This is a genomic window from Agromyces sp. Root81, assembly GCF_001429165.1.
Classification (GTDB): domain Bacteria; phylum Actinomycetota; class Actinomycetes; order Actinomycetales; family Microbacteriaceae; genus Agromyces.
In genome coordinates, this window is sequence record NZ_LMIR01000004.1 from 360544 (window position 1) to 383378 (window position 22835).

19 protein-coding genes are annotated in these 22835 nt (G+C 71.5%); 7 read left to right on the forward strand and 12 right to left on the reverse strand.

All coding sequences use genetic code 11. The features are described from left to right. Positions 1-61: 61 nt before the first annotated feature. Positions 62-2332, forward strand: a complete 2271-nt coding sequence (locus ASE14_RS18515; RefSeq protein ID WP_056658594.1) for a LuxR C-terminal-related transcriptional regulator — start codon at positions 62-64, stop codon at positions 2330-2332. Positions 2333-2343: 11 nt separating this feature from the next. On the opposite strand, the gene ASE14_RS18520 is transcribed toward ASE14_RS18515, so the two are convergent. Then, a complete protein-coding gene (locus ASE14_RS18520; protein WP_056658597.1) occupies positions 2344-2688 on the reverse strand; it encodes a carboxymuconolactone decarboxylase family protein in 345 nt (114 codons plus the stop codon). A gap of 260 nt (positions 2689-2948) precedes the next feature. Between ASE14_RS18520 and helR the strand changes: the two genes are divergently transcribed. Then, on the forward strand, positions 2949-5102 hold the full coding sequence (gene helR / locus ASE14_RS18525) for an RNA polymerase recycling motor ATPase HelR (RefSeq protein ID WP_235511480.1): 2154 nt from the start codon (positions 2949-2951) through the stop codon (positions 5100-5102). A 25-nt stretch (positions 5103-5127) separates the two neighbouring features. Here the strand turns inward: helR and ASE14_RS18530 are convergent, their stop codons facing one another. The 9 genes from ASE14_RS18530 to ASE14_RS18570 form a co-directional block, all read right to left on the reverse strand. Continuing rightward, a complete protein-coding gene (locus ASE14_RS18530; protein WP_235511481.1) occupies positions 5128-6342 on the reverse strand; it encodes an acetyl-CoA C-acetyltransferase in 1215 nt (404 codons plus the stop codon). Next, a complete protein-coding gene (locus ASE14_RS18535) occupies positions 6342-7040 on the reverse strand; it encodes a CoA transferase subunit B (protein WP_056658601.1) in 699 nt (232 codons plus the stop codon). The genes ASE14_RS18530 and ASE14_RS18535 overlap by 1 nt, the downstream gene beginning before the upstream one ends. Continuing rightward, on the reverse strand, positions 7040-7834 hold the full coding sequence (locus tag ASE14_RS18540; protein WP_056658602.1) for a CoA transferase subunit A: 795 nt from the start codon (positions 7832-7834) through the stop codon (positions 7040-7042). Before ASE14_RS18540 ends, ASE14_RS18535 begins: the two co-directional genes overlap by 1 nt. A gap of 17 nt (positions 7835-7851) precedes the next feature. Then, on the reverse strand, positions 7852-9093 hold the full coding sequence (gene pcaC / locus ASE14_RS18545) for a 4-carboxymuconolactone decarboxylase (protein WP_056658603.1): 1242 nt from the start codon (positions 9091-9093) through the stop codon (positions 7852-7854). Further along, entirely contained in the window at positions 9090-10271 is a 1182-nt protein-coding gene (locus ASE14_RS18550) for a lyase family protein (protein ID WP_056658604.1), read from the reverse strand. Before ASE14_RS18550 ends, pcaC begins: the two co-directional genes overlap by 4 nt. Beyond that, the gene (gene pcaG, locus ASE14_RS18555; RefSeq protein ID WP_082601052.1) at positions 10268-10927 is read right to left on the reverse strand and encodes a protocatechuate 3,4-dioxygenase subunit alpha; all 660 of its coding nucleotides are present in this window, start codon (positions 10925-10927) and stop codon (positions 10268-10270) included. Before pcaG ends, ASE14_RS18550 begins: the two co-directional genes overlap by 4 nt. After that, positions 10920-11759, reverse strand: a complete 840-nt coding sequence (gene pcaH, locus ASE14_RS18560; protein ID WP_082601053.1) for a protocatechuate 3,4-dioxygenase subunit beta — start codon at positions 11757-11759, stop codon at positions 10920-10922. The genes pcaG and pcaH overlap by 8 nt, the downstream gene beginning before the upstream one ends. A 2-nt stretch (positions 11760-11761) precedes the next feature. Continuing rightward, positions 11762-12934: a 4-hydroxybenzoate 3-monooxygenase gene (locus ASE14_RS18565; protein ID WP_235511482.1), complete on the reverse strand. Its 1173-nt coding sequence runs from the start codon at positions 12932-12934 to the stop codon at positions 11762-11764. A 108-nt stretch (positions 12935-13042) separates the two neighbouring features. Then, positions 13043-13807: an IclR family transcriptional regulator gene (locus ASE14_RS18570; RefSeq protein ID WP_056658606.1), complete on the reverse strand. Its 765-nt coding sequence runs from the start codon at positions 13805-13807 to the stop codon at positions 13043-13045. Positions 13808-14010: 203 nt separating this feature from the next. Between ASE14_RS18570 and ASE14_RS18575 the strand changes: the two genes are divergently transcribed. Beyond that, the gene (locus ASE14_RS18575) at positions 14011-14367 is read left to right on the forward strand and encodes a hypothetical protein (protein ID WP_056658607.1); all 357 of its coding nucleotides are present in this window, start codon (positions 14011-14013) and stop codon (positions 14365-14367) included. A gap of 16 nt (positions 14368-14383) precedes the next feature. Here ASE14_RS18575 and ASE14_RS18580 read toward each other — a convergent pair whose 3' ends face one another. Further along, the gene (locus ASE14_RS18580; protein WP_162257765.1) at positions 14384-15493 is read right to left on the reverse strand and encodes an AI-2E family transporter; all 1110 of its coding nucleotides are present in this window, start codon (positions 15491-15493) and stop codon (positions 14384-14386) included. A gap of 311 nt (positions 15494-15804) precedes the next feature. Between ASE14_RS18580 and ASE14_RS18585 the strand changes: the two genes are divergently transcribed. From ASE14_RS18585 to ASE14_RS18600, 4 genes are all read left to right on the forward strand, one after another. Continuing rightward, positions 15805-16383, forward strand: coding sequence for a potassium channel family protein (locus tag ASE14_RS18585; protein WP_162257766.1), 579 nt, complete (start codon positions 15805-15807; stop codon positions 16381-16383). Between the two features lie 142 nt (positions 16384-16525). Next, on the forward strand, positions 16526-17560 hold the full coding sequence (locus ASE14_RS18590; protein ID WP_056658608.1) for an iron ABC transporter substrate-binding protein: 1035 nt from the start codon (positions 16526-16528) through the stop codon (positions 17558-17560). Between the two features lie 65 nt (positions 17561-17625). After that, positions 17626-19113, forward strand: coding sequence for an iron ABC transporter permease (locus ASE14_RS18595; RefSeq protein ID WP_235511483.1), 1488 nt, complete (start codon positions 17626-17628; stop codon positions 19111-19113). Between the two features lie 17 nt (positions 19114-19130). After that, positions 19131-20192, forward strand: a complete 1062-nt coding sequence (locus ASE14_RS18600; protein WP_235511499.1) for an ABC transporter ATP-binding protein — start codon at positions 19131-19133, stop codon at positions 20190-20192. Here the strand turns inward: ASE14_RS18600 and ASE14_RS18605 are convergent. Next, positions 20141-22813, reverse strand: coding sequence for an AMP-binding protein (locus tag ASE14_RS18605; protein ID WP_200953385.1), 2673 nt, complete (start codon positions 22811-22813; stop codon positions 20141-20143). The genes ASE14_RS18600 and ASE14_RS18605 overlap by 52 nt on opposite strands. Positions 22814-22835 lie beyond the last annotated feature (22 nt).

The following is a 22835-nucleotide window of genomic DNA, read 5'->3' on the forward strand; positions in this document are numbered from 1 at the left end:
AGAACCGACACACCCCGATATGGGCGTTGTCCGCAGCCCTGCCGGTCAATATGCTTCGACCGTGCGCGGAGAAGCCGCGGCGTCGGAGACGTCGGACGTCGAGCTCGAACAGCAACTGCTCGACGCGAAGCTGTCCGCCCCGGAGCCGCCGGCCCGGGGCCACGTCAGTCGCGCCGCCCTGATCGATGACGCCCGAGCGAGCGGCCGTCGATTCGTGGGCGTCATGGCTCCCGCAGGATACGGAAAGTCGAGCCTGCTCGCGGAATGGGCGCGCCGGGAGAGTCGCCCGGTGGCCTGGGTCTCGCTCGACCGCTACGACGACGATCCGGCCGCGCTGCTGACACTGCTCGCGGCCGCATTCGCGCGGATCGAGCCCGGCACGGCCCGACTGCCCCAACGTGTCACCGGGCACGGCGCCGCCCTGCTCGGTCGCGGGGCCCCGTTGCTCGCCGCCGCATTGCGGCACGCCGCCTCGCCCTTCGTGCTGATGCTCGACGACCTGCAGGAGGTCCGCGACCCCGCGTGCCACGACGTGCTGAGCGTGGTCTTCGCGGGCATCCCCAGCGGCTCGCAACTCGTCGCCGCCAGTCGCGGCGAGCAGCGGCACCTGGCGCGCGCCCGCGCGGCCGGCGACGCCTTCGAGATCACGGCGAGCGAGCTGGCGCTCGACGCGGCCGGTGCCCAGACCGTCTTCGCGAGCACGCAGCTGCCGCTCTCGCCCGGCGACGCGCTCGAACTCGTCGAACGCACCGAGGGCTGGCCCGTCGGCGTCGTGCTGGCGGCCGCGATCGCGGGCGACTCAGACCGGGACGGCGGCGAGCCGTCGAGAAGCGTCTCGGGCGACGACCGCTACGTCGCCGACTACCTCTACCGGGAATCGCTCGTCAACCTGCCGGAACATCAGCAACGATTCCTCCGGCGCACGGCGGTGCTCGACACGCTGTCGGCACCGCTCTGCGATGCGATCCTCGACACGCACGACGCCCAGCTCGTGCTCAGGGAGTTGGAGGCCTCGAACGTCTTCATCGTGCCGCTCGACCGCAGCCGAGGCTGGTACCGCTATCACGCGCTCTTCCGCGAGTTCCTCCTCGGCGAGCTTCGTCGTCTCGAGCCGCAGGCCGTGCCCGGCCTCCAGAGCCGGGCCGCGAGCTGGTTCGAGACGCACGGGTCTCCGGCCATGGCGATCGAACTCCTGCTCGACCAGCCCGGCGAGCGTGAACGAACGGCACGCCTGGTCGCAGCCACGGCGCTGCCGAGCTACCAGGCGGGGCAGCTCGCGACCGTGCAGCGCTGGATGACCGCGATCGGCGACCCGGCGATCGAGGCGTATCCGCCGCTCGCCGTGATCGCGGGATGGGTCATGGCGCTCTCGGGCAGGTCGGCCGAGGCCGGACGGTGGGCGTCGGTGCTCGAACGGGTCTCGTACGAGGATGAGCCCGACGACGGGTCGGCATCATTCGAATCCGCGCACGCGATGCTCAGGTCCGTGATGTGCCCCGACGGCCCCGCACAGGCCCTGGCCGACGCGGAGTTCGCCTGCGCGGCCGAGCCGAGCTGGAGCCCGTGGCGCGATCAGGCGCTGCTCCTCCTGGGGGAGGCACGACTTCTCACCGGCGACACCGCAGGGGCCGTAGGGGCATTGCGCGACAGCATCGCGGTCGCGGCGGCCCTGGGCAACACCGAAGGGCTGGCGCTCGGCGCGGCCGAGCTCGCGCTGCTGGCGATGGACCAGGGACGGTGGGACGAGGCTTCGGCACTGGTGGAGTCCGCGATCGACGCCATCGACGAGCAGCACATGTACGACTACGCGACCGCCGTGCTCGCCTTCACGCAGTCGGCGCGGCTCGGGCTGCACCGCGGAGATCTCCACGCCACGCGGCGTGAGCTCACCCGCGCGATGCGGGCCCGACCGACCTGCACCCATGCGATCCCGTACCTCGCCGTCCGGGCGCGCCTGCAGCTCGCCAAGGTGTTCTGGGCCATGACCGACCAGTCGACCGCTCATCACCTCCTGCGCGAGATCGACGACATCCTGCTCGTCCGGCCGGGGCTCGGCACCCTCGTCGAGCAGGTCGACGAGTTCCGTCGCGTCGTGACGGCGAGCGAGCAGCAGGGCGAGGGCGGCGGCCCGCCGCTCACCCCCGCGGAGCTGCGCCTCCTCCCGTACCTGCAGACCCACCTCTCCGTCCGCGAGATCGGCGAGCGGCTCTTCGTCTCGCGCAACACCGTGAGTTCCGAGCTCGGATCGATCTACCGCAAGCTCGGCGTCTCGGCTCGGAGCGAGGCGGTCGATCGCGCGACGCAGCTCGGGCTGCTCGGCTCGGGGCTCTGAACTCCGGCTCCCTACCGCGGGCCGATGTCGCCGAAGACCTCGATGTCGACGTCGTGGCCGAGCGCCAGCGCGATCTTCGGCGCGGCGGCGACGACGCGCGGCAGTCCGATGACGGGAATGACCCCGACCAGCACGTCGACGATCTGCGCCGGAGTGCTGCCGGCGCTGATCGCCGCGTCCACCTGGGCGCCGAACGACGGCTCCGCCCCGCCGATGGAGACGAGTGCGGCGATCCTGGCGAGGGCCAGGGCCTTGGGGTCGAGGCGCCCGGGGCCGTCGACGACATCGTCGAAATCGTCGTCGCCGAGACGTTCGTCATTGATCGCCAGCCTTCGAAGCCGGTCGGTGTAGTCCATGACGTCCGCCCTCCCTGCTGATCGTCGGGGGCATCCGCTGGTCGCCGGAGGCCTCCGGATCACAGGTAACCCCGGCGCCGCTCCGGCCGCATCACGCACAACGGATGAATCGCGCATGAAAAAGGAGAGCACCCCTGCTCTCCACTCTCAGGATATCGGAGGGAGGGGGCCTTGCCGCAAGGCCCCCTCCCCGGCGCATACTGGTCGGCCGGGCGGAGGCATCCGCTCACGACCCCTGAGGAGAAGCCCTGACCACGACCGTGTTCGACCTGCCCGACCGTCTCGCCGCGAAGACCGACCCTGCGCTCATCGCCGACGACGAAGCACACTTCGCCGCCATCGCGGTGAGCCTCGAGGAGTCGATCGCCGAGGCATCCGCACGACTCGATCGGGTGCGCCGCCAGCCGGGCGGCAGCGGCCAGGCTGCGCTCGACCGCGACCTCGAGATCCACCGGCTGACCGCGCGGATCCGGACCCTCCGCCGCTTCGGCCTCGACCTCTGCCTCGGACGCATCGTGGGTGCGGATGCCCCCAACCCCGTGTACATCGGCCGGCTCGGCCTGACCGACGCCGCGGGGCGCCGGCTCCTCGTCGACTGGCGCTCCCCCGCCGCCGAACCGTTCTTCGCCGCCACGCACGGCGATCCGATGGGCCTCGAGAGCCGCCGCAGGTATCGCTGGACCCGCGGCCGGATCAGCGACTACTGGGACGAGGTCTTCACGCCCGACGGGCTCGAGGGGCGCGCGGCGCTCGACGACCAGTCGGCGTTCATCGCGAGCCTCGGCAGCTCCCGATCGCCCCGCATGCGCGACGTGCTGAGCACGATCCAGGCCGACCAGGACGCCATCGTCCGCGCGGGATCCCGTGGCGCCCTCGTCGTGGACGGCGGCCCCGGCACCGGCAAGACCGTGGTCGCCCTGCACCGCGCCGCCTACCTGCTCTACTCCGACCCGCGGCTCGGACACCGCCGCGGCGGGGTGCTCTTCATCGGTCCGCACCAGCCCTACCTCGACTACGTCGCCGACATCCTGCCGGGTCTCGGCGAGGAGGGCGTCGAGACGTGCACCCTCCGGGACCTCGTTCCTGAGGGCGCCGGAGCGGCGCCCGAGCCCGACCCGGTCGTGGCGCGCCTCAAGTCCTCCGCCGGGCTCGTCTCCGCGATCGAGGCGGCCGTGGGCCACTACGAGCGGCCACCCGTGACCGGCATGACCGTCGAGACGAACTGGGCGGAGGTCTGGCTGGACGCCGCGGACTGGGCGGAGGCGTTCGATGCACCGGAGCCGGGCACGCCGCACAACGAGGCGCGCGGCGAGGTCTGGGAGGAACTGCTCGGCATCCTCGTGGCGAACCACGACGGGGTCGATGAAGCATCGGAGCGGATGATCCGCGCCTCGCTCCAGCAGAATGCGGCGCTGCGCACGGCCTTCAATCGGGCGTGGCCGCTGCTCGATCCGGCCGGGGTCGTCGGCGACCTGTGGTCGGTGCCCGCCTACCTCCTGGCCTGCGCTCCCTGGCTGAGCGCCGAGGAGGTGCGCAGCCTGCAGCGCCCCGATGCCCGCGCCTGGACCGTGTCCGACCTGCCGTTCCTCGACGCCGCGCGACTGCGCATCGGCGACCCCGACGCGGCGCTGCAGCGTCGACGGCGCGAGGCGGTCGCCGCAGCGCAGCGCGAGGAGATGTCCCGGGTGATCGACAACCTGATCGAGGCCCAGGTGCACGATGACGGGGAGGGCGTGATGACGATGCTGCGCGGCCAGGACGTGCGCAACTCGCTCTTCGACGAGGCCGGGTTGCCGAAGGCCGAGCCCGACGATCTCGCGGGCCCGTTCGCGCACATCATCGTCGACGAGGCCCAGGAGCTGACGGATGCCGAGTGGCAGATGCTGCTCGCCCGATGCCCGTCGCGCAGCTTCACCATCGTCGGCGACCGTGCCCAGGCCAGGCACGGGTTCACCGAATCCTGGCGGGAACGTCTCGCGCGAATCGGACTCGACCACGTCGCCGTCTCGACGCTGACCATCAACTACCGCACGCCCGAGGAGGTCATGGCGGCGGCCGAGCCCGTCATCAGGGCGGCCCTGCCCGACGCCAACGTGCCGACCTCGGTCCGCCGGAGCGGCATCCCCGTCGCCAGTGGATCGGTCGCCGAACTCGACGGGATCCTCGAGGCCTGGCTCGCCGGGCACGCGGAGGGCACCGCGTGCGTCATCGGCACGGGCGGACTCGACGTCGCCTCGTTCGGGCCGCCGTCCCGGGTGCGATCGCTGACGCCCGAGCTGTCGAAGGGACTCGAGTTCGACCTCGTGGTGCTCATCGATGCCGACGCGTTCGGCGACGGCATCGAGGGCGCGGTCGACCGCTACGTCGCGATGACGAGGGCCACCGGCCGGCTCGTCATGCTCACGAGCCCCTGACTTCCGGCGGCGCGCAGCGGCGGCGTCAGGCCCGCTCGAACACCGCGGCGAGCGCCTGGCCGCCGCCGATGCACATGGTCTCGAGGGCGAACCGTCCGCCCAGGGCCGGCAGCTCGTGCGCGAGCGTCGCGAGCATGCGGATGCCGGTTGCGCCGATCGGGTGCCCGATCGAGATGCCACTGCCCCTGGGGTTCACCCGCGGGTCCTCGGCGTCGACGCCCCAGTCGGCGAGGCACGCGAGCACCTGCACCGCGAACGCCTCGTTGAGCTCGATGAGATCGAGATCCTCGAAGCGGATGCCGGCGCGCTCGAGCGCGAGGTTCGACGCGGGCACGGGCGCGACGCCGAAGCGCAGCGGGTCGGTGCCCGCGACGGCCCACGACACGAGTCGCAGCATCGGCACGAGACCGAGCTCGGCGGCCCGCTGCGGCGTGGTGACGATGCACGCAGCCGCCGCGTCGTTCTGCCCGCTCGCGTTACCGGCGGTGACGGTCGCCTCGGCATCGCGGCGTCCGAGGATCGGCCGAAGCCCCCCGAGGGCGGCGAGCGAGGTGTCGGCGCGCGGGTGTTCGTCGCGATCGACGAGCACCGAGCCGCGACGTCCCGGCACCTCGAGGGGCACGAGTTCGGCGTCGAAGGCCCCCGCCTGCTGGGCGGCGACGGCCCGCTGGTGCGAACGGAGCGCGAGCGCGTCCTGCGCCTCCCGCGAGATGCCGTACTCGGCGCGCAGCAGTTCGGCCGAGCCGACGTTGCCGTCCGGCGTCGGGAAGCGCCGGCCGCCGACCGTCTCGCGGCCGCGGGACAGCGCGTCGTGCAGCAGCAGACCGGCGCCGGAGACGCCTCGGCGACCATCGACGGTGTAGAGCGGAGCATTCGACATCGACTCGACACCGAGTGCGACGACGGCGTCGGCGACCCCCGTCTGCACCTCCATGGCCGCGTTGAGCACCGCCTGCAGGCCGGAGCCGCAGCGGCGGTCGAGTTGGTAGCCGGTCGTCTCGACGCCGAACCCGGCGTCGAGGGCGGCGACGCGGCCGATCGCCGGCGCCTCCATCGTGGGGTAGCCCTGTGCGGCGACGACCCCGTCGATCGCCGCGGCGTCGACCCGGCTGCGTTCGAGCAGCGCGGTCAGCACCGTCGTGGCGAGCTCGAGTGCCGGCACCGCGGCGAGGGCGCCGCCCATGCGTCCGACGGGGGTGCGCAGCGGCGAGCAGATGACGACCTCGCGCAGTTCGGGCATCAGGCCCCCGCCTCGGGGGCGACGACGACGCCGGGGGCCGCGACGCCCGTGTCCGCGACGACGGCGTCCGCGACGGTGAACGAGGCGCCCGTGGCATCCGTCACCTGCTCGATCGTGACACCGGGCGCGAGTTCGACGAGCACGAGCCCGTCGCCGGTGACGTCGAACACGGCGAGGTCGGTGACGATGCGGTCGACGCAGGCCTTGCCCGTCAGCGGCAGGGTGCACCGTTCGACGATCTTCGGCGAGCCGTCCTTCGCCACGTGCTCCATGACGACGATCACGCGCTCGGCGCCGTTCACGAGGTCCATGGCGCCGCCCATGCCCTTGACCATCTTGCCGGGCACCGCCCAGTTGGCGATGTCGCCGTGCGCCGAGACCTGCATGGCACCGAGCACCGCGGTCGTGATGCGCCCGCCGCGGATCATGCCGAAGCTCGCCGCCGAGTCGAAGTACGACGCGCCGGGCAGCACGGTCACGGTCTCCTTGCCTGCGTTGATGAGCTTCGGGTCCTCCTCGCCCTCCCATGGGTAGGGCCCGACGCCCAGCACGCCGTTCTCGGAGTGCAGCACGACCTCGACGCCCTCTGGCAGGTGGTTCGGGATGAGCGTCGGCAGGCCGATGCCGAGGTTCACGTAGGTGCCGTCCTCGAGTTCGCGGGCGGCGCGGGCGGCCATCTCGTCGCGGGTGAGCGGCATCAGCGTTCCGTTCCGGCGGCCGCGGGCCGGGGCCGCACGGTCACCTTCTCGATGGGCAGGTCGGAGGACTGCACGGGCGTGAGCGCGACCACCCGGTCGACGTGGATGCCCGGCAGGTGGATGTCGTCGGGGCCGAGCACACCGGGCTCGACGAGCTCGTCGACCTCGGCGATCGTGATGCGGCCGGCCATGCCCGCAAGCGGGTTGAAGTTGCGGGCCGCCTTCTCGAAGCGGAGGTTGCCGTGCCGGTCGCCGACGGCCGCGCGCACGAGGCCGTAGTCGGTGCGGATGGCGCGCTCGAGCACGTACTCCCGCGGCGCGCCGAAGACGTCGAACGGCCGCAGCTCCTTGGGATCGCTCGTGATCGCGACCGAGCCGTCGGGGGCGTAGCGCAGCGGCATGCCGCCGTCGGAGACGGCGGTGCCGGCGCCCGTCGCCGTGTAGAACGCGGGGATGCCGACGCCGCCGGCGCGGAGCCGTTCGGCGAGCGTGCCCTGCGGCGTGAGTTCGACCTCGATCTCGCCGGCCAGGTACTGGCGGCCGAACTCCTTGTTCTCGCCGATGTAGCTCGCGATGACGCGGCGGATGCGGCCGGCGGCCAGGAGTTCGCCGAGCCCCCAGCCGTCGACGCCGCAGTTGTTCGAGACGACCTCGAGCCCGCCGACGCCGAGGTCGAGCAGGGCGCGGATGATCGTGATCGGCACGCCCGACAGCCCGAAGCCGCCGACGGCCAGCGACGCGCCCTCCGGGATGTCGGCCACCGCCGCGGCGGCGCTCTCGTAACTCTTGTCCATGGAATGGATCCTCCGGGTCAGTCGTTCGGGTCGGGTGCCGCTGCGACATCGCCGGCGGCGGCGTCCGCTTCGGCGGCATCCGCTTCGGCGAACACCTCGCGCGCGATCGCGAACGCCTCGTTCGACGCCGGCAGCCCCGCGTACAGCGCGGTGTGCAGCAGCACCTCGGCGATCTCGTCGCGGGTGAGGCCGTTGCGGAGGGCCGCGCGCACGTGCATCGCGATCTCGCCGTGGTGGCCGCCGGTCGTGAGGCTCGCGAGCGTCGCGATCGACCGTGCGCGACGGGAGAGTCCGGGTCGCTCCCACACCTCGCCCCAGGCGTAGCGCGTGAGGAAGTCCTGGAACGCGGCGGTCTCGGGCGTCGTGGCGGCGACGGCGCGGTCGACGTGCGCGTCGCCGAGCACACTGCGGCGCACGCGCATGCCGCGGTCGTGGGCGACGGATGCCGCGGCCGCGCGCTCCGCGAGGGCGAGGTGCTCCGCGATGAGTCCCGCGGCCTGCTGCGGTCGCTCGAGCACGGCGAGGTGCGATGCATCGTCGAGCGACACGTGCCGCCCGCCGGGGATCGCGTCGGCGAGCGCCTGCATCGAGGCCGGGGCGGTGACCGCGTCGTGCCCGCCGCTGACGGCGAGCACCGGCACGGCGACCGCGGCGAGGTCGGCCATGCGGTCGAAGGTCGCGAGGGCCTCGGTGCACCGCGCGTACGACTCGTCGTCGACGTCGACGAGCGCGGCGAGCGCCCGTGCACCGGCGCCTGTCGCGTCGCGCTCGAGGAATCCATGGACGAACCAGCGCGATGCGCTGCCGGTGACGAGGGAGGCGGTGCCGCTCGCACGCACCGCAGCCGCACGTTCGAGCCAGCCGTCGTGGGTGCCGATGCGCGCGCCGCTGCAGCTCATCACGAGGCTCAGCACCCGGCCGGGGCGGGCGAGCGCGAGTTCGAGCGCGACCGCGCCGCCGAGCGAGACGCCCGCGACGTGGAACGCCCCGCCGCCCGCCTCGTCGACGACCGCCAGCACGGCGTCGGCGAGCTCGGCGATCGTGAACGGCTCGGACGCGGCGGGGCTCGCGCCGTGGCCGGGGAGGTCGATGCGGAGCACGCGGAGCCCGGCGGTGCGCCCGTCGGCGCGAAGTGCGTCGGTCACGCCCTCCCACAGGGCGGTCGTCGTGCCGAGCGAGGGCAGCAGCACGAGGAGCGGGTTCGACGCTGCGGGTGCGGTGCCCGGTGCGAACGCCCCGAGCAGTCTGGGAACGGTCATGCGTGCTGCTCCTGGTCGGCGATGCGGGTGAAGCGGGTGACGGCACGGTCGACGATGCGATCGGATGCCGCGACGAGCACGTCGTGCGACGGGCGCTCGCCGGCCGGGCCGGCGTGCTCGAGCAGCTCGGCGGCGCGCTCGCGGTCGAATTCGAGACCGCCGAGGAGTCGGGCGCCGGCGGCGGAGGCGGATCGCGCGAGTCGCACGAGTCGGCGCTGCGACGCCCACTCGGCGTGCCAGCGGCCGGCGGAGCGCTCGTCGCCGGCGATCGCGGCGGCGGCGATCACCTGGAGCAGTCCCGGCGTCTCGGTCGCGGCCGCGGTGATCGCGACGGCGTCGACGGGGTTGCGCTTGTGCGGCATCGCCGACGAGCCGCCGCCGCCGGCGAGGCGGACTTCGCCGATCTCCTCGCGGGAGAGGAAGGCCGCGTCGCCCGCGATGCGACCGAGCACGGCGACCACGGCGGCCGCGGCCGAGGCGACGGCGAGCACCGGGGTGCGCTCGGTGTGCCAGGAGCGGTCGGGGTCGGCGAGCCCGAGCCGGGCCGCGAGTTCGGCGCGCACCGCCTCGGAGCCGTCGAGGCGTGCAGCCGCGGCATCCGCTGCCGTGCCGGTGCCGACGGCTCCGCCGAACTGCACGGGGAAGGCGACCGCATCGATCGCGGCGACGGCCGATGCGAGACCGTCGAGCCAGCCGGCGGCCAGCACGCCGATCGTGCTCGCCTCGGCCTGACGCGCCAGGGAGCGGGCGATCCGCGGGCTGTGCCGCTCGAGCTGCGCACTCGCCACGAGCCCGCTGCCCGCCTCGACGAGGAGGGCGCGGGCCTCGTGCAGTGCGTCGCGCGCGACGAGCATGAGCGCCGTGTCGACGATGTCCTGGCTCGTCGCGCCGAGGTGGAGCGGCGCCGTGTCGAGCCCCGCCGCCGAGAGCTGCGCCTGGAGCGCCGGCACGAGGGCGACGACGGGCACGCCGTCGCGGGCGACGCCGTGCTGCAGCGCAGCCCGGTCGAGGGAGGCGGCATCGAGCGCGGCGGCCGCGTCGTCGAGCGGCTCGCCGAGCACGCTCCCCCACGCTCGGAGCAGCCCGCGCTCGACCTCGACCATGGCGGCGAGCACCGCATCGTCGTCGGTGCCGGCGCTGTCGGCCGCGCCCGGATCGATGAGTCCCCAGTCGGTCATCGCTGCATCCCCTCGCGTCGGCCTTCGTCGCCGTGGTCGAGGACCGCGAAATCGAGGAACACGGTCTCGCCCTCGCCCTGCAGCCGGATGTCGAATCGGTACGAGGCCGGCCCGTCGGACTCGGCGACGAGGGTGTGCCGCCGCGCCGGGTCGATGGTCGAGAGCAGCGGATCCGTGCCGTTCGCCGCGGCCTCGTCGTCGAAGTAGGCCCGAGTGAAGAGGTGGTGCAGCACTCCGCGCGCGAAGACGGTCACGAGCAGGTACGGCGCGAGGCCCTCCCGAGTCGCGCCCGGCTTGATCGTCGTGAACGCGAAGCGGCCGTCGCGGTCGACCGCCGCCCGCCCGAAGCCCGAGAACCCGTGCTGGTCGCGCTCGAGCACGCCGCGCTCCGTGGAGGGGCGGCCGGCGGCATCCGGGCCCCAGATCTCGACGATCGCGTCGGGGATCGGGTCGCCGGCGCCGTCGAAGACCGTGCCGTGCAGGCGGATGGCGTCGGGCTGCCACGCTGCGCGCACCGCCGGGCCCCCGGCGTAGGGCAGGGCGTAGCCGAAGAAGGGGCCGACGGTCTGCGCGGGCGTCTGCAGCGGCTCGGGCGCCGGCAGGTTCGATTCGTCAGGCGCATTCGCGCGCGCACGCAGCGAAGGCTGGTCAGGCATGGTCGGCGTCCTCCGGTTCCATCCAGGTCGATCTCGGCCCCGTGAGCACCACGTCCCAGCGGTAGCCGAGTGCCCACTCGGGCTCGCTCACGTCGTGATCGTATGTCGCGACCAATCGATCGCGCGCGCGCTGGTCGGTGATCGACTGGTAGATCGGGTCGAGCGCGAAGAGCGGATCGCCGGGAAAGTACATCTGCGTCACGAGCCGCTGGGTGAACGCGGAGCCGAAGAACGAGAAGTGGATGTGCGCGGGCCGCCACGCATTGCGGTGGTTCTTCCACGGGTAGGCGCCCGGCTTGATGGTCGTCAGCCGGTACGAGCCGTCGTCGCCCGTGATGATGCGCCCGACACCCGTGAAGTTCGGGTCGAGCGGCGCCGGGTGCTGGTCGCGCTTGTGCACGTACCGGCCCGAGGCGTTGGCCTGCCAGATCTCGACGAGCTGATTTCGGACGGGCCGGCCCTCGCCGTCGAGCACCCGCCCGGTGAGGATGATCCGCTCGCCGAGCGGCTCACCGGTGTGCTGGATCGTCAGGTCGGCCTCCTCGGCCGCGACATCGGTGTGCCCGAACGCGGGCGAGACGAGCTCGATCTCCTCGGGATCGGCGCGCACGAGCTCGCGCGTCGGATGCCGCAGCTGCGTGGAGCGGTACGGCGGGAAGTCGCGCGGCGGGTGGGCGGGCACAGGGGCGCCGGATGCCGCGGCCTCCTGTGCTGCGCGGTGGAGCGCCGCGATCTCGGCGCTGATGCCCTGCTGGGTCTCGCCGGGCTGGGTCTCGCCGGGCTGGGTCGCGTCGGGCTGGGTCTGTTCGGGCTGAGGTGCTGGTCGTGGCATGGTCACTCCGTGAAGGGAAGGCCGGTGTACTGCTCGGCGAGGCTCCGGCGGGCGGCGAGGGAACCGGTGAGATGGTCGAGCTGCCCCACCTGGCTGCGATAGCGGAAGGCGCGCGCCGAGGCATCCGGAACCGCGTGGTGCACGTGCAGCATCTCGGTCATCCACTGCGAGAAGTGCTGCACCTTCCACTGGCGGGCGAGGGCGCGATCGCTGTACCGGGCGAGGCCGGTGTCGTCGCCGGCGCGGTGGTCGAGGATCGCCTGCCCGAGCAGTGCCACGTCGGCGAGCGCGGAGTTCAGCCCCTTCGCACCGGTCGGCGGCACGATGTGACCTGCGTCGCCGGCGAGGAACATGCGGCCGTGCTGCAGTGTCGACGTCACGAAGCTGCGCATCGGCGTCACCGACTTCTCGGTGATCGGGCCCTCCTGCAGCTGCCAGCCCTCGAGACCGAGCCGCTCGTGCAGCGCATCCCAGATGCGCGCATCGCTCCAGTCGTCGATCGACTCGTCGGGCGCGACCTGCACGTAGAGGCGCGAGACCTCGAGCGAGCGCATCGAGTGCATGCCGAAGCCGTGGGGGTGCAGGGCGTAGATCAGGTCGTCGGTCGACGGCGGAACGTCGGCGAGGATGCCGAGCCAGCCGAACGGGTAGCTGCGTTCGAAGACCTCGATCTCGCCGGCGGGGATGCTGCGGCGGCAGATGCCGTGGTACCCGTCCGCGCCGACGACGAGGTCGCACTCGATCTCGGCGGTGACGCCGTGGTGCGTGTAGTTCACCGTGGGACGCGGGCCGGTGACGCCGGCGGGCTGCACGCCATTCGCCTCGAAGACGATCGTCGAGCCGATGCGGTCGTGCTCCGCGAGCAGGTGGGCGACGAGCGCCTGCTGCCCGTAGACGGTGACGGTGCGCCCGACGAGGTCGAGGAAGTCGATGTGGTGGCGCTGCCCCTCGTACTGCAGGTAGATGCCGTGGTGGGTGAGGCCGCGCTCGCGGAGGTCGGCGTCGAGACCGTGCTGGGCGAGCAGATCGACCGAACCCTGTTCGAGCACGCCGGCGCGGATGCGTCCGAGCACGTGTTCGCGCGTCTGCGCCTCGAGGATGACGAAGGGTACTCCCGCCTGGGCGAGGAGATGGCCGAGCAGGAGGCCCGCCGGGCCCGCGCCGATGATGGCCACTGAGGTGGATGCTGGCACGTACCGGCCTCTCGCGTCGTCGGGATGGTCGTGACGAGCTTCGCGCGAACGACCTCGTCGCCGGTACCTCCTTCCACTGGGCGGAAGGACTCAGTCGACGTGCGCGCGATACCCGAGCGCCGACGAGATGCCCCGCGCGGCCATGCGCACGCCGAGGGAGATCTGCGGCTCGGCCAGCCGTTCGACGTGCGCGACGATCGACACGGCGGCGAGCACCTCGCCGGTGGCGTCGCGCACCGGGGCGGCGATCGAGAACGCGCCCGGCGTGAGCTCCTCGACCGTGGTCGCGATGCCGGTCGAGCGGATCTCGGCCATGCGCCGGCGCAGCCCCCGCTCGTCGGTGATCGTGCCGGGCTGGTACGCGCGCGGCCCCGAGGCGAGCAACTCCTCGAACACCTCGGGCGGCGCGTACGAGAGGAGCACGAGCCCGACGCCCGTGGCGTGCAGCGGCAGGCGCGAGCCGATGTCGGAGATGGCCGGCACCGCCGCCGGGCCGGAGAGCCGCTCAAGGTAGGTGGCGCCGAGCCCGTCGCGGATCGCGAGGTGCACGTGCTCGTGCGTCGATTCGAGCAGGTCCTCGAGGTAGGGCATCGCCACCCGCCGCAGCCGCATGGCGGTCGGCTGCCGGACGCCGAGCCGCCAGACCCGTACGCCGACACGGTAGTTGCCGTCGTCGCCGCGCTCGAGGCCGCCCCATTCGACCCACTCGGCCACGAGGCGGTGGGCCGTCGACAGCGGCAGGTTCGCACGCCCGGCGATCTCGCTCAGCGAGAGCTCCTCGCGGCCCGTGAAGGCGTCGGCGATCGCGAAGACCTTGCGGGCGACCGACCGCCGATCACCGCCTCCACCCGCCATGCGTTCACTTTACGACGCCGGCGTCGACACGACGCAGACGTCGACGGTGCCACGACATCCGCGTCGTCCGGTGAAGCTGCGCGGGAGCATATGCCTCAGGGGTTTCGTTCGATCTCGATGATGCGACTCGTGGCCTCGACGACTGCAATGGCGCATGGAGCGCCGCTGCGCTCCGCCACGATCCACCAGGGGAAGGACCCACCATGACTGACGCAACCAACGACGACGCCCCCGTACTCGAACTGCTCGCGCAGATGACCGCCGACTCGTTCGAGGCATCGACCCTCGACCTCCAGACGCTGATGCTCGTGCGCGTCGCCGCCCTCGTGGCCGTCGATGCCGCGCCGGTCTCCTATGCGCTCAACCTCGACGTCGGCGGCGATGTCGGCCTCGATGCCGAGAACCTTCGCGGTGTCCTCACCGCGATCGCGCCGATCGTCGGCACGGCTCGCGTCGCGGCCGCCACCGCGAACATCGTCAAGGCACTCGCGGCGGAGATCGCGCTCGACGATCTGGAGATCGCGCTCCTCGAAGAGGACGACGACGACGAGCAGTCCTGACGCCGGCTGCGCGTGATCACGCAGCGGAGACGGGCGGCGCGCCACCTGGCGTGCCGCTCGCCTTTGCGGCTTTGCGTGCCTTGCGTTCGGCCTTGGCGTCGGCGTCGAACTGCGCCATGACGGCTCTCGTCTCGTCGAGTTCGCCGAGCATGGGCCGGATCCAGCTCATCTGCGGGTTCGAGTCGACGAGGATGAGGCGCACCAGCAGGGTCAGCGGAATGGCGAGGATCGCCCCGATCGGACCGATCACGACGGCCCAGAACAGCACCGAGAAGAACGTGATCGTCTGGCTCAGGTTCACGGCCTTGCCGATGACCCGCGGCTGGATCACCGACTGGATGACGCCGTTGATGATGGCGTACACGACGATGACGACGAGGACCATCGGCCAACCGCCGACCAGGGCGGCGAAGATGATCGGCGGGATGAGGGCGATGAAGTAGCCGATGTTCGGGATGAACGAGCACACGAACGCGAGCAGACCCCAGATGAACGCGCCGGGCACCCCGATGATGAGCAGGGCGATCCAGTCGACGACGCCCTGCGCGAGCCCGAGCACCGTGGTCGCGACCATGTACCGGCGCACGTTCGCCCCGTAGGTCACGAGGGAGGCGACGATCAGCGGCCGCGCCGGGTACAGCTGCTTGAGCAGGGTCGGCACGAACCCGGCATCCATGCCCATCAGCAGCAGCATGGTGAAGATGATGACGAGCAGCGACACCCACCCCGTGAGTCCGCCGATCAGTCCGCCGAGGAAGCCGAGCAGCGCCGACGGGTCGAAGCTCGCGAAGATGCTGTCGACCTCGCCGGCGGCGACGCCGATCGAGGACAGCCAGGCCGCGACATCCTGCCCGAACGCGGCGATCTGATCACTGAAGTCCGCCAGCAGGGCACCGAACTGCCCGAACGCGACCAGCATCGCGTACCCGAGCGCGAGCAGCAGACCGATGACCGTCACGATCACGGCCCCGGTCGCGATGCCCCGGGACACTCCGCGCTTCTCGAGCCACACCCGCAGCGGGTGCACGCAGATCGTCAGCACGACGCCCAGGAAGAACGGGGCGAAGATGCCCGCGATCGCCGCGAGACCGAACGCCGCGATGGTCGCCCCACCGATCCCCATCATGATGAACGCATTCCGATGCAGGTTCGCGGCCTCCGCGACCGCAGTCGGATCCGCGTTCTCGCCGCCGGACGAGCTCTCCGCAGTTCGCTTCCTGTTCCACCGCATGATGCTCTCCGATCTCGGTCGCGTCGTCCGTCGGCTGGATGCCTGCCGCCAGGCTGATTCGCGACGCCGGTCCCTTTCCGGTGCGCGATGACGCTACCGAGCCGCGCGGCAGTCCGAATCATTCGATCTGCGTGATGCAGCACGGTTGCGCCTCCCGTGTACTGTCCCCGGCTCGGTGCGAGCAGAAGAACGAATCGGGCGACCGCATGACCGACATCATCGACCGGGATCTCTCCCGATCAGAGCGACGCCGCTACATCGTGCGGGGGCTGCTCCGCGCGCTGGTCATGACCGTCGCGATCGTGGCGCTGTACTTCCTCCTGCCGCTCGACCGGGTCGGCGTGCTGCCGTTGTGGGCGACGCTCCTCGTCGCACTCGTCGTCATGCTGGGGGTCACGTACTGGCAGACGCGAGCCATCGTGCGTTCGACGCAGCCGGGACTCCGCGGCATCGAGGCGCTCGCCGTCATCGCCCCGCTCTATCTCCTGCTGTTCGCGGCGAGCTACTTCGTGATGGCGCAGGGCGACCCGGCCGCGTTCACGGCCGAAGATCCGACTCGCGTCGACACGCTCTACTTCACCGTCACCGTGTTCGCCACGGTCGGGTTCGGCGACATCAGCCCTGCGAGCGAGACGGCGCGGCTCCTCGTCATGTTCCAGATGATCCTGAACCTGATCGTGCTCGGCGCCGGCATCCGGCTGCTCACCGCTGCCGTGAATCGAGGTCGCGAGTCCAGAGCGGATGCCGCCGCCGAAGCGCCGCCGCCCGACGGCGCGGAGGCGTAGCCCGACGCGTTCAGCGTGGATTCAGCGGTCCGGCCCACGATCGGGTCGACCGGAGTGGAGAGCGCATGCATCCCTCACGTCACGCCGACCTCCCAACCGCCGATTAGGATAGCCTTACCTCCCTCGATAAGGATCTCCCTTCATGCGAATCAGACTGTTCCGTGCAGCCATCCTCCCCGTCGCAGCGGCCTCGCTGGTGCTCGCCGGGTGCGCCGCAACCGGCGAAGCTCCGGATGCCTCGACGTCCACCGACGCCCTCGTCATCTACAACGCCCAGCACGAACAGCTGACCGAGGAGTGGACCGCTGCGTTCACCGAGGAGACCGGCATCGAGGTGTCCCTCCGCAATGGCGGTGACAGCGAACTCTCGAACCAGATCGTGACCGAAGGCGCGGCTTCGCCTGCGGACGTGTTCCTGACCGAGAACTCCCCGGCGATGTCGCTCGTCGAGGAAGCCGGGCTCTTCGCACCCGTCGACTCGACGACACTCGACCTCGTGCCCGAGCAGTACCGTCCGTCATCGGGCGCGTGGACGGGCATCGCCGCCCGCTCCACCGTGCTGGTCTACAACCCGTCCTTGATCACCGAGGCGGAGCTTCCGCCATCGCTCATGGACCTCCAGGATCCGGAGTGGAAGGGTCGCTGGGGTGCCGCGCCGAGCGGCGCCGACTTCCAGGCGATCGTCTCTGCGATGCTCGCCACCCAGGGCGAGGACGCCACGAGTGCATGGTTGGACGGCATGCACGAGAACGCGACCGTCTACAACAACAACATCGCCACGATGAAGGCCGTGAACGCGGGCGAGGTGCCGGTCGGCGTGATCTACCACTACTACTGGTACCGCGATCAGGACGGCACCGCAGAGAACAGCGCCAACACGAAGCTGCACTACTTCGGCAACCAGGACCCGGGCGCGTTCGTGAGCGTCTCCGGCGGCGGCGTACTGAAGTCCAGCACGCACGCCGACGAGGCGCAGCAGTTCCTCGCCTGGCTCGCCGGCGCCGCAGGCCAGACGATCCTCGGCGAGGGCTACAGCTTCGAGTACCCCGTCAGCACGGGCATTCCGGCGCGCTCCCCGCTTCCCGCCCTCGACTCGCTGAACGCCCCTGCCATCGACCCGTCGACCCTGAACGGGCCCGATGTCGTCGAGCTCATGACCGAAGCCGGTCTGCTCTGACACTGACCGGAACGCCGAAGCCGGCGGGAGCGACGGACCGCAGGCGTCCTCCCGTCGGCCTCGTCGTGTTCGCCGTCCTCTTCGCCGCGGCCGCCCTGATCCCGGTGGGCTACGTCGTCCAGGCCGCGTTCGCCATCGGCTGGGAGCAACTCGCCGAACTGGTCTTCAGGCCCAGGGTCGGCGAGCTGCTCGCGAACACGGTGCTGCTTGTTCTGCTCGGCGTCCCCTGCACCGTCGTACTCGGCGTCGGCGGAGCCTGGCTCGTCGAGCGCACGACACTGCCGGCGCGTCGCCTGTTCGCGGTGCTCCTCGTCGTGCCGCTGACGATCCCCGCCTTCGTCGCGAGCTACGGCTGGGCCAGCGCCATCCCATCGATCAACGGACTCGGCGGCGGCTTGCTCGTCGCCACGCTCGCCTACTACCCGCTGGTCTACCTGCCGGCCTTGGCCAGCCTCCGAGGACTCGACCCCGCACTCGAGGAGTCGGCACGTTCACTCGGAATGAACGGGTGGAGGGTGTTCTTCCGAGTCGTCCTGCCGCAGTTGCGGCTGGCGATGCTCGGCGGCGGGCTCGTCGTCGCGCTGCACCTGCTCGCCGAGTACGGCGCGTTCGCGTTCCTCCGTTTCGAGACGTTCACCACCGCCATCGTCGTCGCGTACCAGGCGGGCTTCGCCGGCCCGAACGCCGCCGCGCTCGGTGTCGTGCTCGCGACGCTCTGCTTCGTGGTGCTCGTGTTCGAGGCCGCGGCACGTGGGAGACTGCGCTACTCCCGCGTGGGCAGCGGCACGCAGCTGCCTGCACCCCGGATCGCGCTCGGTCGGGCCACGCCGTTCGTCGTCGCCGCGCTCCTCGCCCTCGCCACGGCCGCGGTCGCGGTGCCGCTGGCCAATGTCGGCCGGTGGTTGTTCGCCACGGACGCCGCCGACTGGCAGCCGCTGCTGAACGCGACGTGGCAGACCGTGCTGCTGTCGGTGGGCGGAGCCGTCGCCGCGCTCGTCGTCGCATTGCCGATCGCGTGGATCGCCGCGCGCTATCCCGGCCGAACGGCCCGCGCGCTCGAGGGTGCGTACTACGTCGCCAGCAGCCTGCCGGCGATCATCGTGGCGCTCGCTCTCGTCACGTTCACCCTGCGGGTGCTGCCTGTGATGTACCAGACGGTGGCGACGGTGATCGCGGCGTACGTGCTCATCTTCCTGCCACGCGCATTGGTCTCGGTGCGCGCGGGTGTCGCGCAGATCCCCGAGGGCTTCGAGGAGGCCGCCCGATCACTCGGCGTCTCGCCGTTCATGGCGAAGGTCCGCGTGACCGCACCGCTGCTGCTCCCATCGCTGGCGGCCGGCGCCGCCCTCGTGGCGCTCGGTGCGGCGAACGAGCTCACCGCCACCCTCCTGCTCGCCCCCACCGGCACGCGTACCGTTGCGACCGGGTTCTGGGCGGCGGCTTCGGCCATCGACTACGCCGCGGCGGCGCCGTACGCCCTCACCCTCGTTCTGCTGTCGGTACCGGCCGTCGCCCTGATGTTCGCCCAAGTCAAAGCTCGGAGGAGCCGTTGAGTCTGCAGTTGACCGACGTGTCGAAGTCGTTCGGCACCCAGCCGGTGCTCGAGCGGGTGAGCTTCGACGTCGAGCGCGGGGCCCGCCTCGCGATCGTCGGCGCCTCCGGCAGCGGCAAGAGCACGCTGCTCCGGATCATCGCCGGGTTCGAGCAACCGGGCACCGGTGAAGTCCGTCTCGAGGGTCGACTCCTCGCCAGTCCGACGACGACGATCAGTGCCCACCGTCGCGGCATCGGCTACGTGGCGCAGGACGGGGCGCTCTTCCCCCACCTCTCGGTGCGTGGCAACATCGGGTTCGGCGTGCCACGCTCCCCCATCCGGGAGGAGCGGATCCGCGAGGTGATGGATCTCACCTCGCTGGACCCCGATTTCCTGGACCGTTACCCGCACCAGTTGTCGGGCGGACAGCAGCAGCGTGTGGCCCTCGCCCGTGCGCTCGCGCCCGACCCGAAGGTGATCCTGCTCGACGAACCGTTCTCGGCGCTCGACACCGGTCTCCGCGCCCACACCCGGGCTGCGATGACCCGCGCCCTCGCGCGCAGCGGCGTCACGACGATCCTGGTCACCCACGACCAGGAGGAGGCGCTGTCGTTCGGTGACCAGCTCGCCGTGATCGCTCGCGGCCGACTCGTCCAGGCCGGCCGCCCCGCAGAGGTGTTCGATGCCCCGGCGAGCGCGGAGATCGCCGAGTTCCTCGGTGCCGCGCTGTTCGTTCCGGCGCATGCGAACGACGACGCTCGGGCGGTCTGCGCATTCGGAGTGGTGCCGGTCCGCCACGACCGCAGCGGCGGTGCGCGCTCGGTGCGCGCGATGCTGAGACCGTCCCAGCTGCGGGTCGATGAAGCCGCCGGAGACGGCAACGCCACGGTGGTGTCGGCGCGGCCGAGCGGCACCGCCGTCGAACTGGAGCTGCGACTCGGAACCGCCGAAGGATTCTCGCTCACCCATCGCGTCCCGCTGTACGAAGCCGACCGCTTCCCAGTCGGGCGGGCGGTGTCCGTCCACGTCGCCGGTGGCGTGGTGCTCTACCCCGATGCCGCAGCTTCGGATCCGGTGCGCTCGGCGCTCGCACCCTGAACGCGAGCGCCGACGCGAGCGCGCAGTAGCTCGAAGGAACGCCCGACCACTCGGTAGAGGTACCAGGCCGCGACGCCGACGACCAGCGACAGGACGGTGCCGACCAGCGGGGCGCTCGCCTCCCACGCCGGGTACACCACCCAATGCGTCAGGTAGATGAACAGGGATGCCCCCGCAAGCAGCCGGACCACGGGCACGAGCGGCCGCGGCAACCGGAGCTGCGGCGCCCAGATCAGCAGCAGCAGACCGAGCACGACGACCGCCTCGCGCGCCGGCTCGCCGAAGAATCCGAAGGTGGCGACCACGACGGCCGCCGAGACGATCACGCGCTTCCACGTCGTGTCGGCGCGGGCGATGACCCAGCCGAGCATCAGGCACCAGAGCACGATGACGGCCGTGTACCGATCGACGCGCTGCGCCTCGACCCCCGTCGACGCGAAACGTACCGCGATCGTCGCGGCGAGCAGCACCACGGCGAACGACCAGGGATGCCGGCGCTCGAGCCGGTCGATGGGGCGGATCGCGAACAGCAGCGCGAGACCGAGCATCGACCAGACCGCTGCTTCGAGGAACCAGAACTGCCACTGCTCGTTCCACCGGCCGTCGCCGGGAACGACGTTGTTCACGAGCAGCGCGGTCGTCCACGTGTACTTGCCGCTGATCACCGCGATCGCACCGATCCAGATGACTGCGGGAATCGCGATCTGGGCGGCGCTGCGCAGCAACCGGCGCACGCGGGTCGCTCCCGGCACGTCGGCGAGCTGGAAGCGCGCGAGGTTGTATCCAGCGACGGCGAGCAGCAGGTGGGCGCCGCCCTTCATGCCGATCAGGTCGGCGTGCGTGGCGACGATCAGCACGATCGCGATCGCTCGGAGCACCGCAGGCGTCTCCATGCGAGGAAGCATCGGCTTCCGACGTGGGTGATTCCGTCTCCGAGCGGATGCCGCGGCACCCGCCGCCGCCACGGGCGAGTCGTGCGGCGGTGCCGCTCCGCCCGCAGCCTGAACCGTCACCGCAAGCTGCTCGCCCGAGAGCGAGGGCCAATCCCGCGGCAGGCGGCCGAGGAGGTCCTCGAGCCGGAGCGAGACCTCCACGTAGCTCAGCGAGTCCCCGCCGAGGCCGGCGAAGCTGTCGTCGACGGTCGCGTCGGCGCGGCCGAGCAGTTCGACGAAGACCTCGCGAACGTCCTCCGCGACGGTCGCACCTGCCTCGGCCGGAACCGGCTCGTCGAGGCGCTGATCGAGCAGGGTCGCGTACCTGGTGAGCGCCCCGAAGTCGGGCTTGCCGCTCGAGGTGCACGGGAACTCGCCGATCGGGTACGCACGCACCGCGTGGGCGGGGATGCCGAGCAGGGCGGCGGCGCGGGAACGGGCCTCATCGACTCGTCGCTCCTCTCGTACGAAGACGAGGAGCCGCTCGCCGGCGCTCGAGGTACGCGACTCGATGCCCTCCTCCGCGAGCAGCCGCTGGACGGCGTCGAGATCGACCCGCAGTCCGAACACCTTCACGAACCGGTTCATCCGGCCGACCACCTCGAACAGGCCGTCGGAACGCTGCTTCGCAAGGTCGCCGGTGCGGAGCTCGTGCACGGTGCGTCCGAGCGCGAAGTCGGCGGGACTCTCGGCATAGCCGAGCATCACGTTCGGCCCTTCGTAGACCAACTCGCCGATCTCAGCACCGGGCTCCGCGTCGATGCGCATCCGGCCGCCCGGGATCGGCCGACCGATGGCGCCTGCCGCCTGCTCGGCGACCTCTGCCGGCACGTATGCCATGCGTGCCGTCGCCTCGGTCTGGCCGTACATGACGAAGAACTCGAACCCGCGCCGGTCGCCGAGACGGGCGAATCGGCGGATCGCCTCCGGGGCGAGACGGCCTCCGGCTTGTGTCAGGTAGCGGATGCTGTCGGGGAGCCGCTCGGCGAACCCTCCGGCCTCGAGCAGTTCGAACGTGTACGGCACTCCCGCGAACGAGCTGATGCGGTGCGTGCTCGCGTCCTCCCAGAACGCGGCATCCGTCACCGAACGGTCCGTCAGCATGAGGCTGGCGCCGGCGACGAGGTGACTGTTGACGACCGACAGTCCGTAGCAGTAATGCATGGGCAGCGTCGTCGCTGCGCGGTCTGCCGGAGTGAGTCGCAGGTAGTCGGCGATGGCGCGCGCGTTGCTCACGAGGTTCTCCCGCGACAACCGCACCAGCTTCGGGGATCCGGTCGAACCGGACGTGCTGACGAGCATCGCCAGGTCGGGCGAGAACCGATGGGAGGTTCCGACGCGCACTTCGTGCAGGATCGGTCCGTTGCCGGCCCCGGCGGCGATGACGTCGGGATCGAACCGCTCGGCGAGGTGCGCCCGGTGGCGGACCGAGGCTTCGTCTTCGCCCGGTGCGACGAGCAGGATCGGGTGCCGGTCCTCGAGGGCGGCGAGGTAGGTGATCAGCGGCTCGACATCGTTGGAGGCCTGGAGCATGACGAGCCGACGTGTTGCTCCGAGTTCGCGGCGGCGATCGGCGACCCTCGCAGCGAGTTCTCCGTAGCTGAGCGCGCCCGATTCGGTGATGAGCGCGAGGTCGTCGTGAGCGCCGCCGAGCAGCATCGAGTGCTGTACAGGCATGGTCGTGAGCACGGCGGATGCCTCCAGACGAGCG

Bases quoted from the DNA above. Each gene is read 5' to 3' on its own strand.
- ASE14_RS18520 (WP_056658597.1), bottom strand. From the start codon at position 2,688: ATGGACTACACCGACCGGCTTCGAAGGCTGGCGATCAATGACGAACGT.
- ASE14_RS18530 (WP_235511481.1), bottom strand. From the start codon at position 6,342: ATGCCCGAACTGCGCGAGGTCGTCATCTGCTCGCCGCTGCGCACCCCC.
- ASE14_RS18535 (WP_056658601.1), bottom strand. From the start codon at position 7,040: ATGCCGCTCACCCGCGACGAGATGGCCGCCCGCGCCGCCCGCGAACTC.
- ASE14_RS18540 (WP_056658602.1), bottom strand. From the start codon at position 7,834: ATGGACAAGAGTTACGAGAGCGCCGCCGCGGCGGTGGCCGACATCCCG.
- pcaC (WP_056658603.1), bottom strand. From the start codon at position 9,093: ATGACCGTTCCCAGACTGCTCGGGGCGTTCGCACCGGGCACCGCACCC.
- ASE14_RS18550 (WP_056658604.1), bottom strand. From the start codon at position 10,271: ATGACCGACTGGGGACTCATCGATCCGGGCGCGGCCGACAGCGCCGGC.
- pcaG (WP_082601052.1), bottom strand. From the start codon at position 10,927: ATGCCTGACCAGCCTTCGCTGCGTGCGCGCGCGAATGCGCCTGACGAA.
- pcaH (WP_082601053.1), bottom strand. From the start codon at position 11,759: ATGCCACGACCAGCACCTCAGCCCGAACAGACCCAGCCCGACGCGACC.
- ASE14_RS18570 (WP_056658606.1), bottom strand. From the start codon at position 13,807: ATGGCGGGTGGAGGCGGTGATCGGCGGTCGGTCGCCCGCAAGGTCTTC.
- ASE14_RS18575 (WP_056658607.1), top strand. From the start codon at position 14,011: ATGACTGACGCAACCAACGACGACGCCCCCGTACTCGAACTGCTCGCG.
- ASE14_RS18580 (WP_162257765.1), bottom strand. From the start codon at position 15,493: ATGATGGGGATCGGTGGGGCGACCATCGCGGCGTTCGGTCTCGCGGCG.
- ASE14_RS18585 (WP_162257766.1), top strand. From the start codon at position 15,805: ATGACCGACATCATCGACCGGGATCTCTCCCGATCAGAGCGACGCCGC.
- ASE14_RS18590 (WP_056658608.1), top strand. From the start codon at position 16,526: ATGCGAATCAGACTGTTCCGTGCAGCCATCCTCCCCGTCGCAGCGGCC.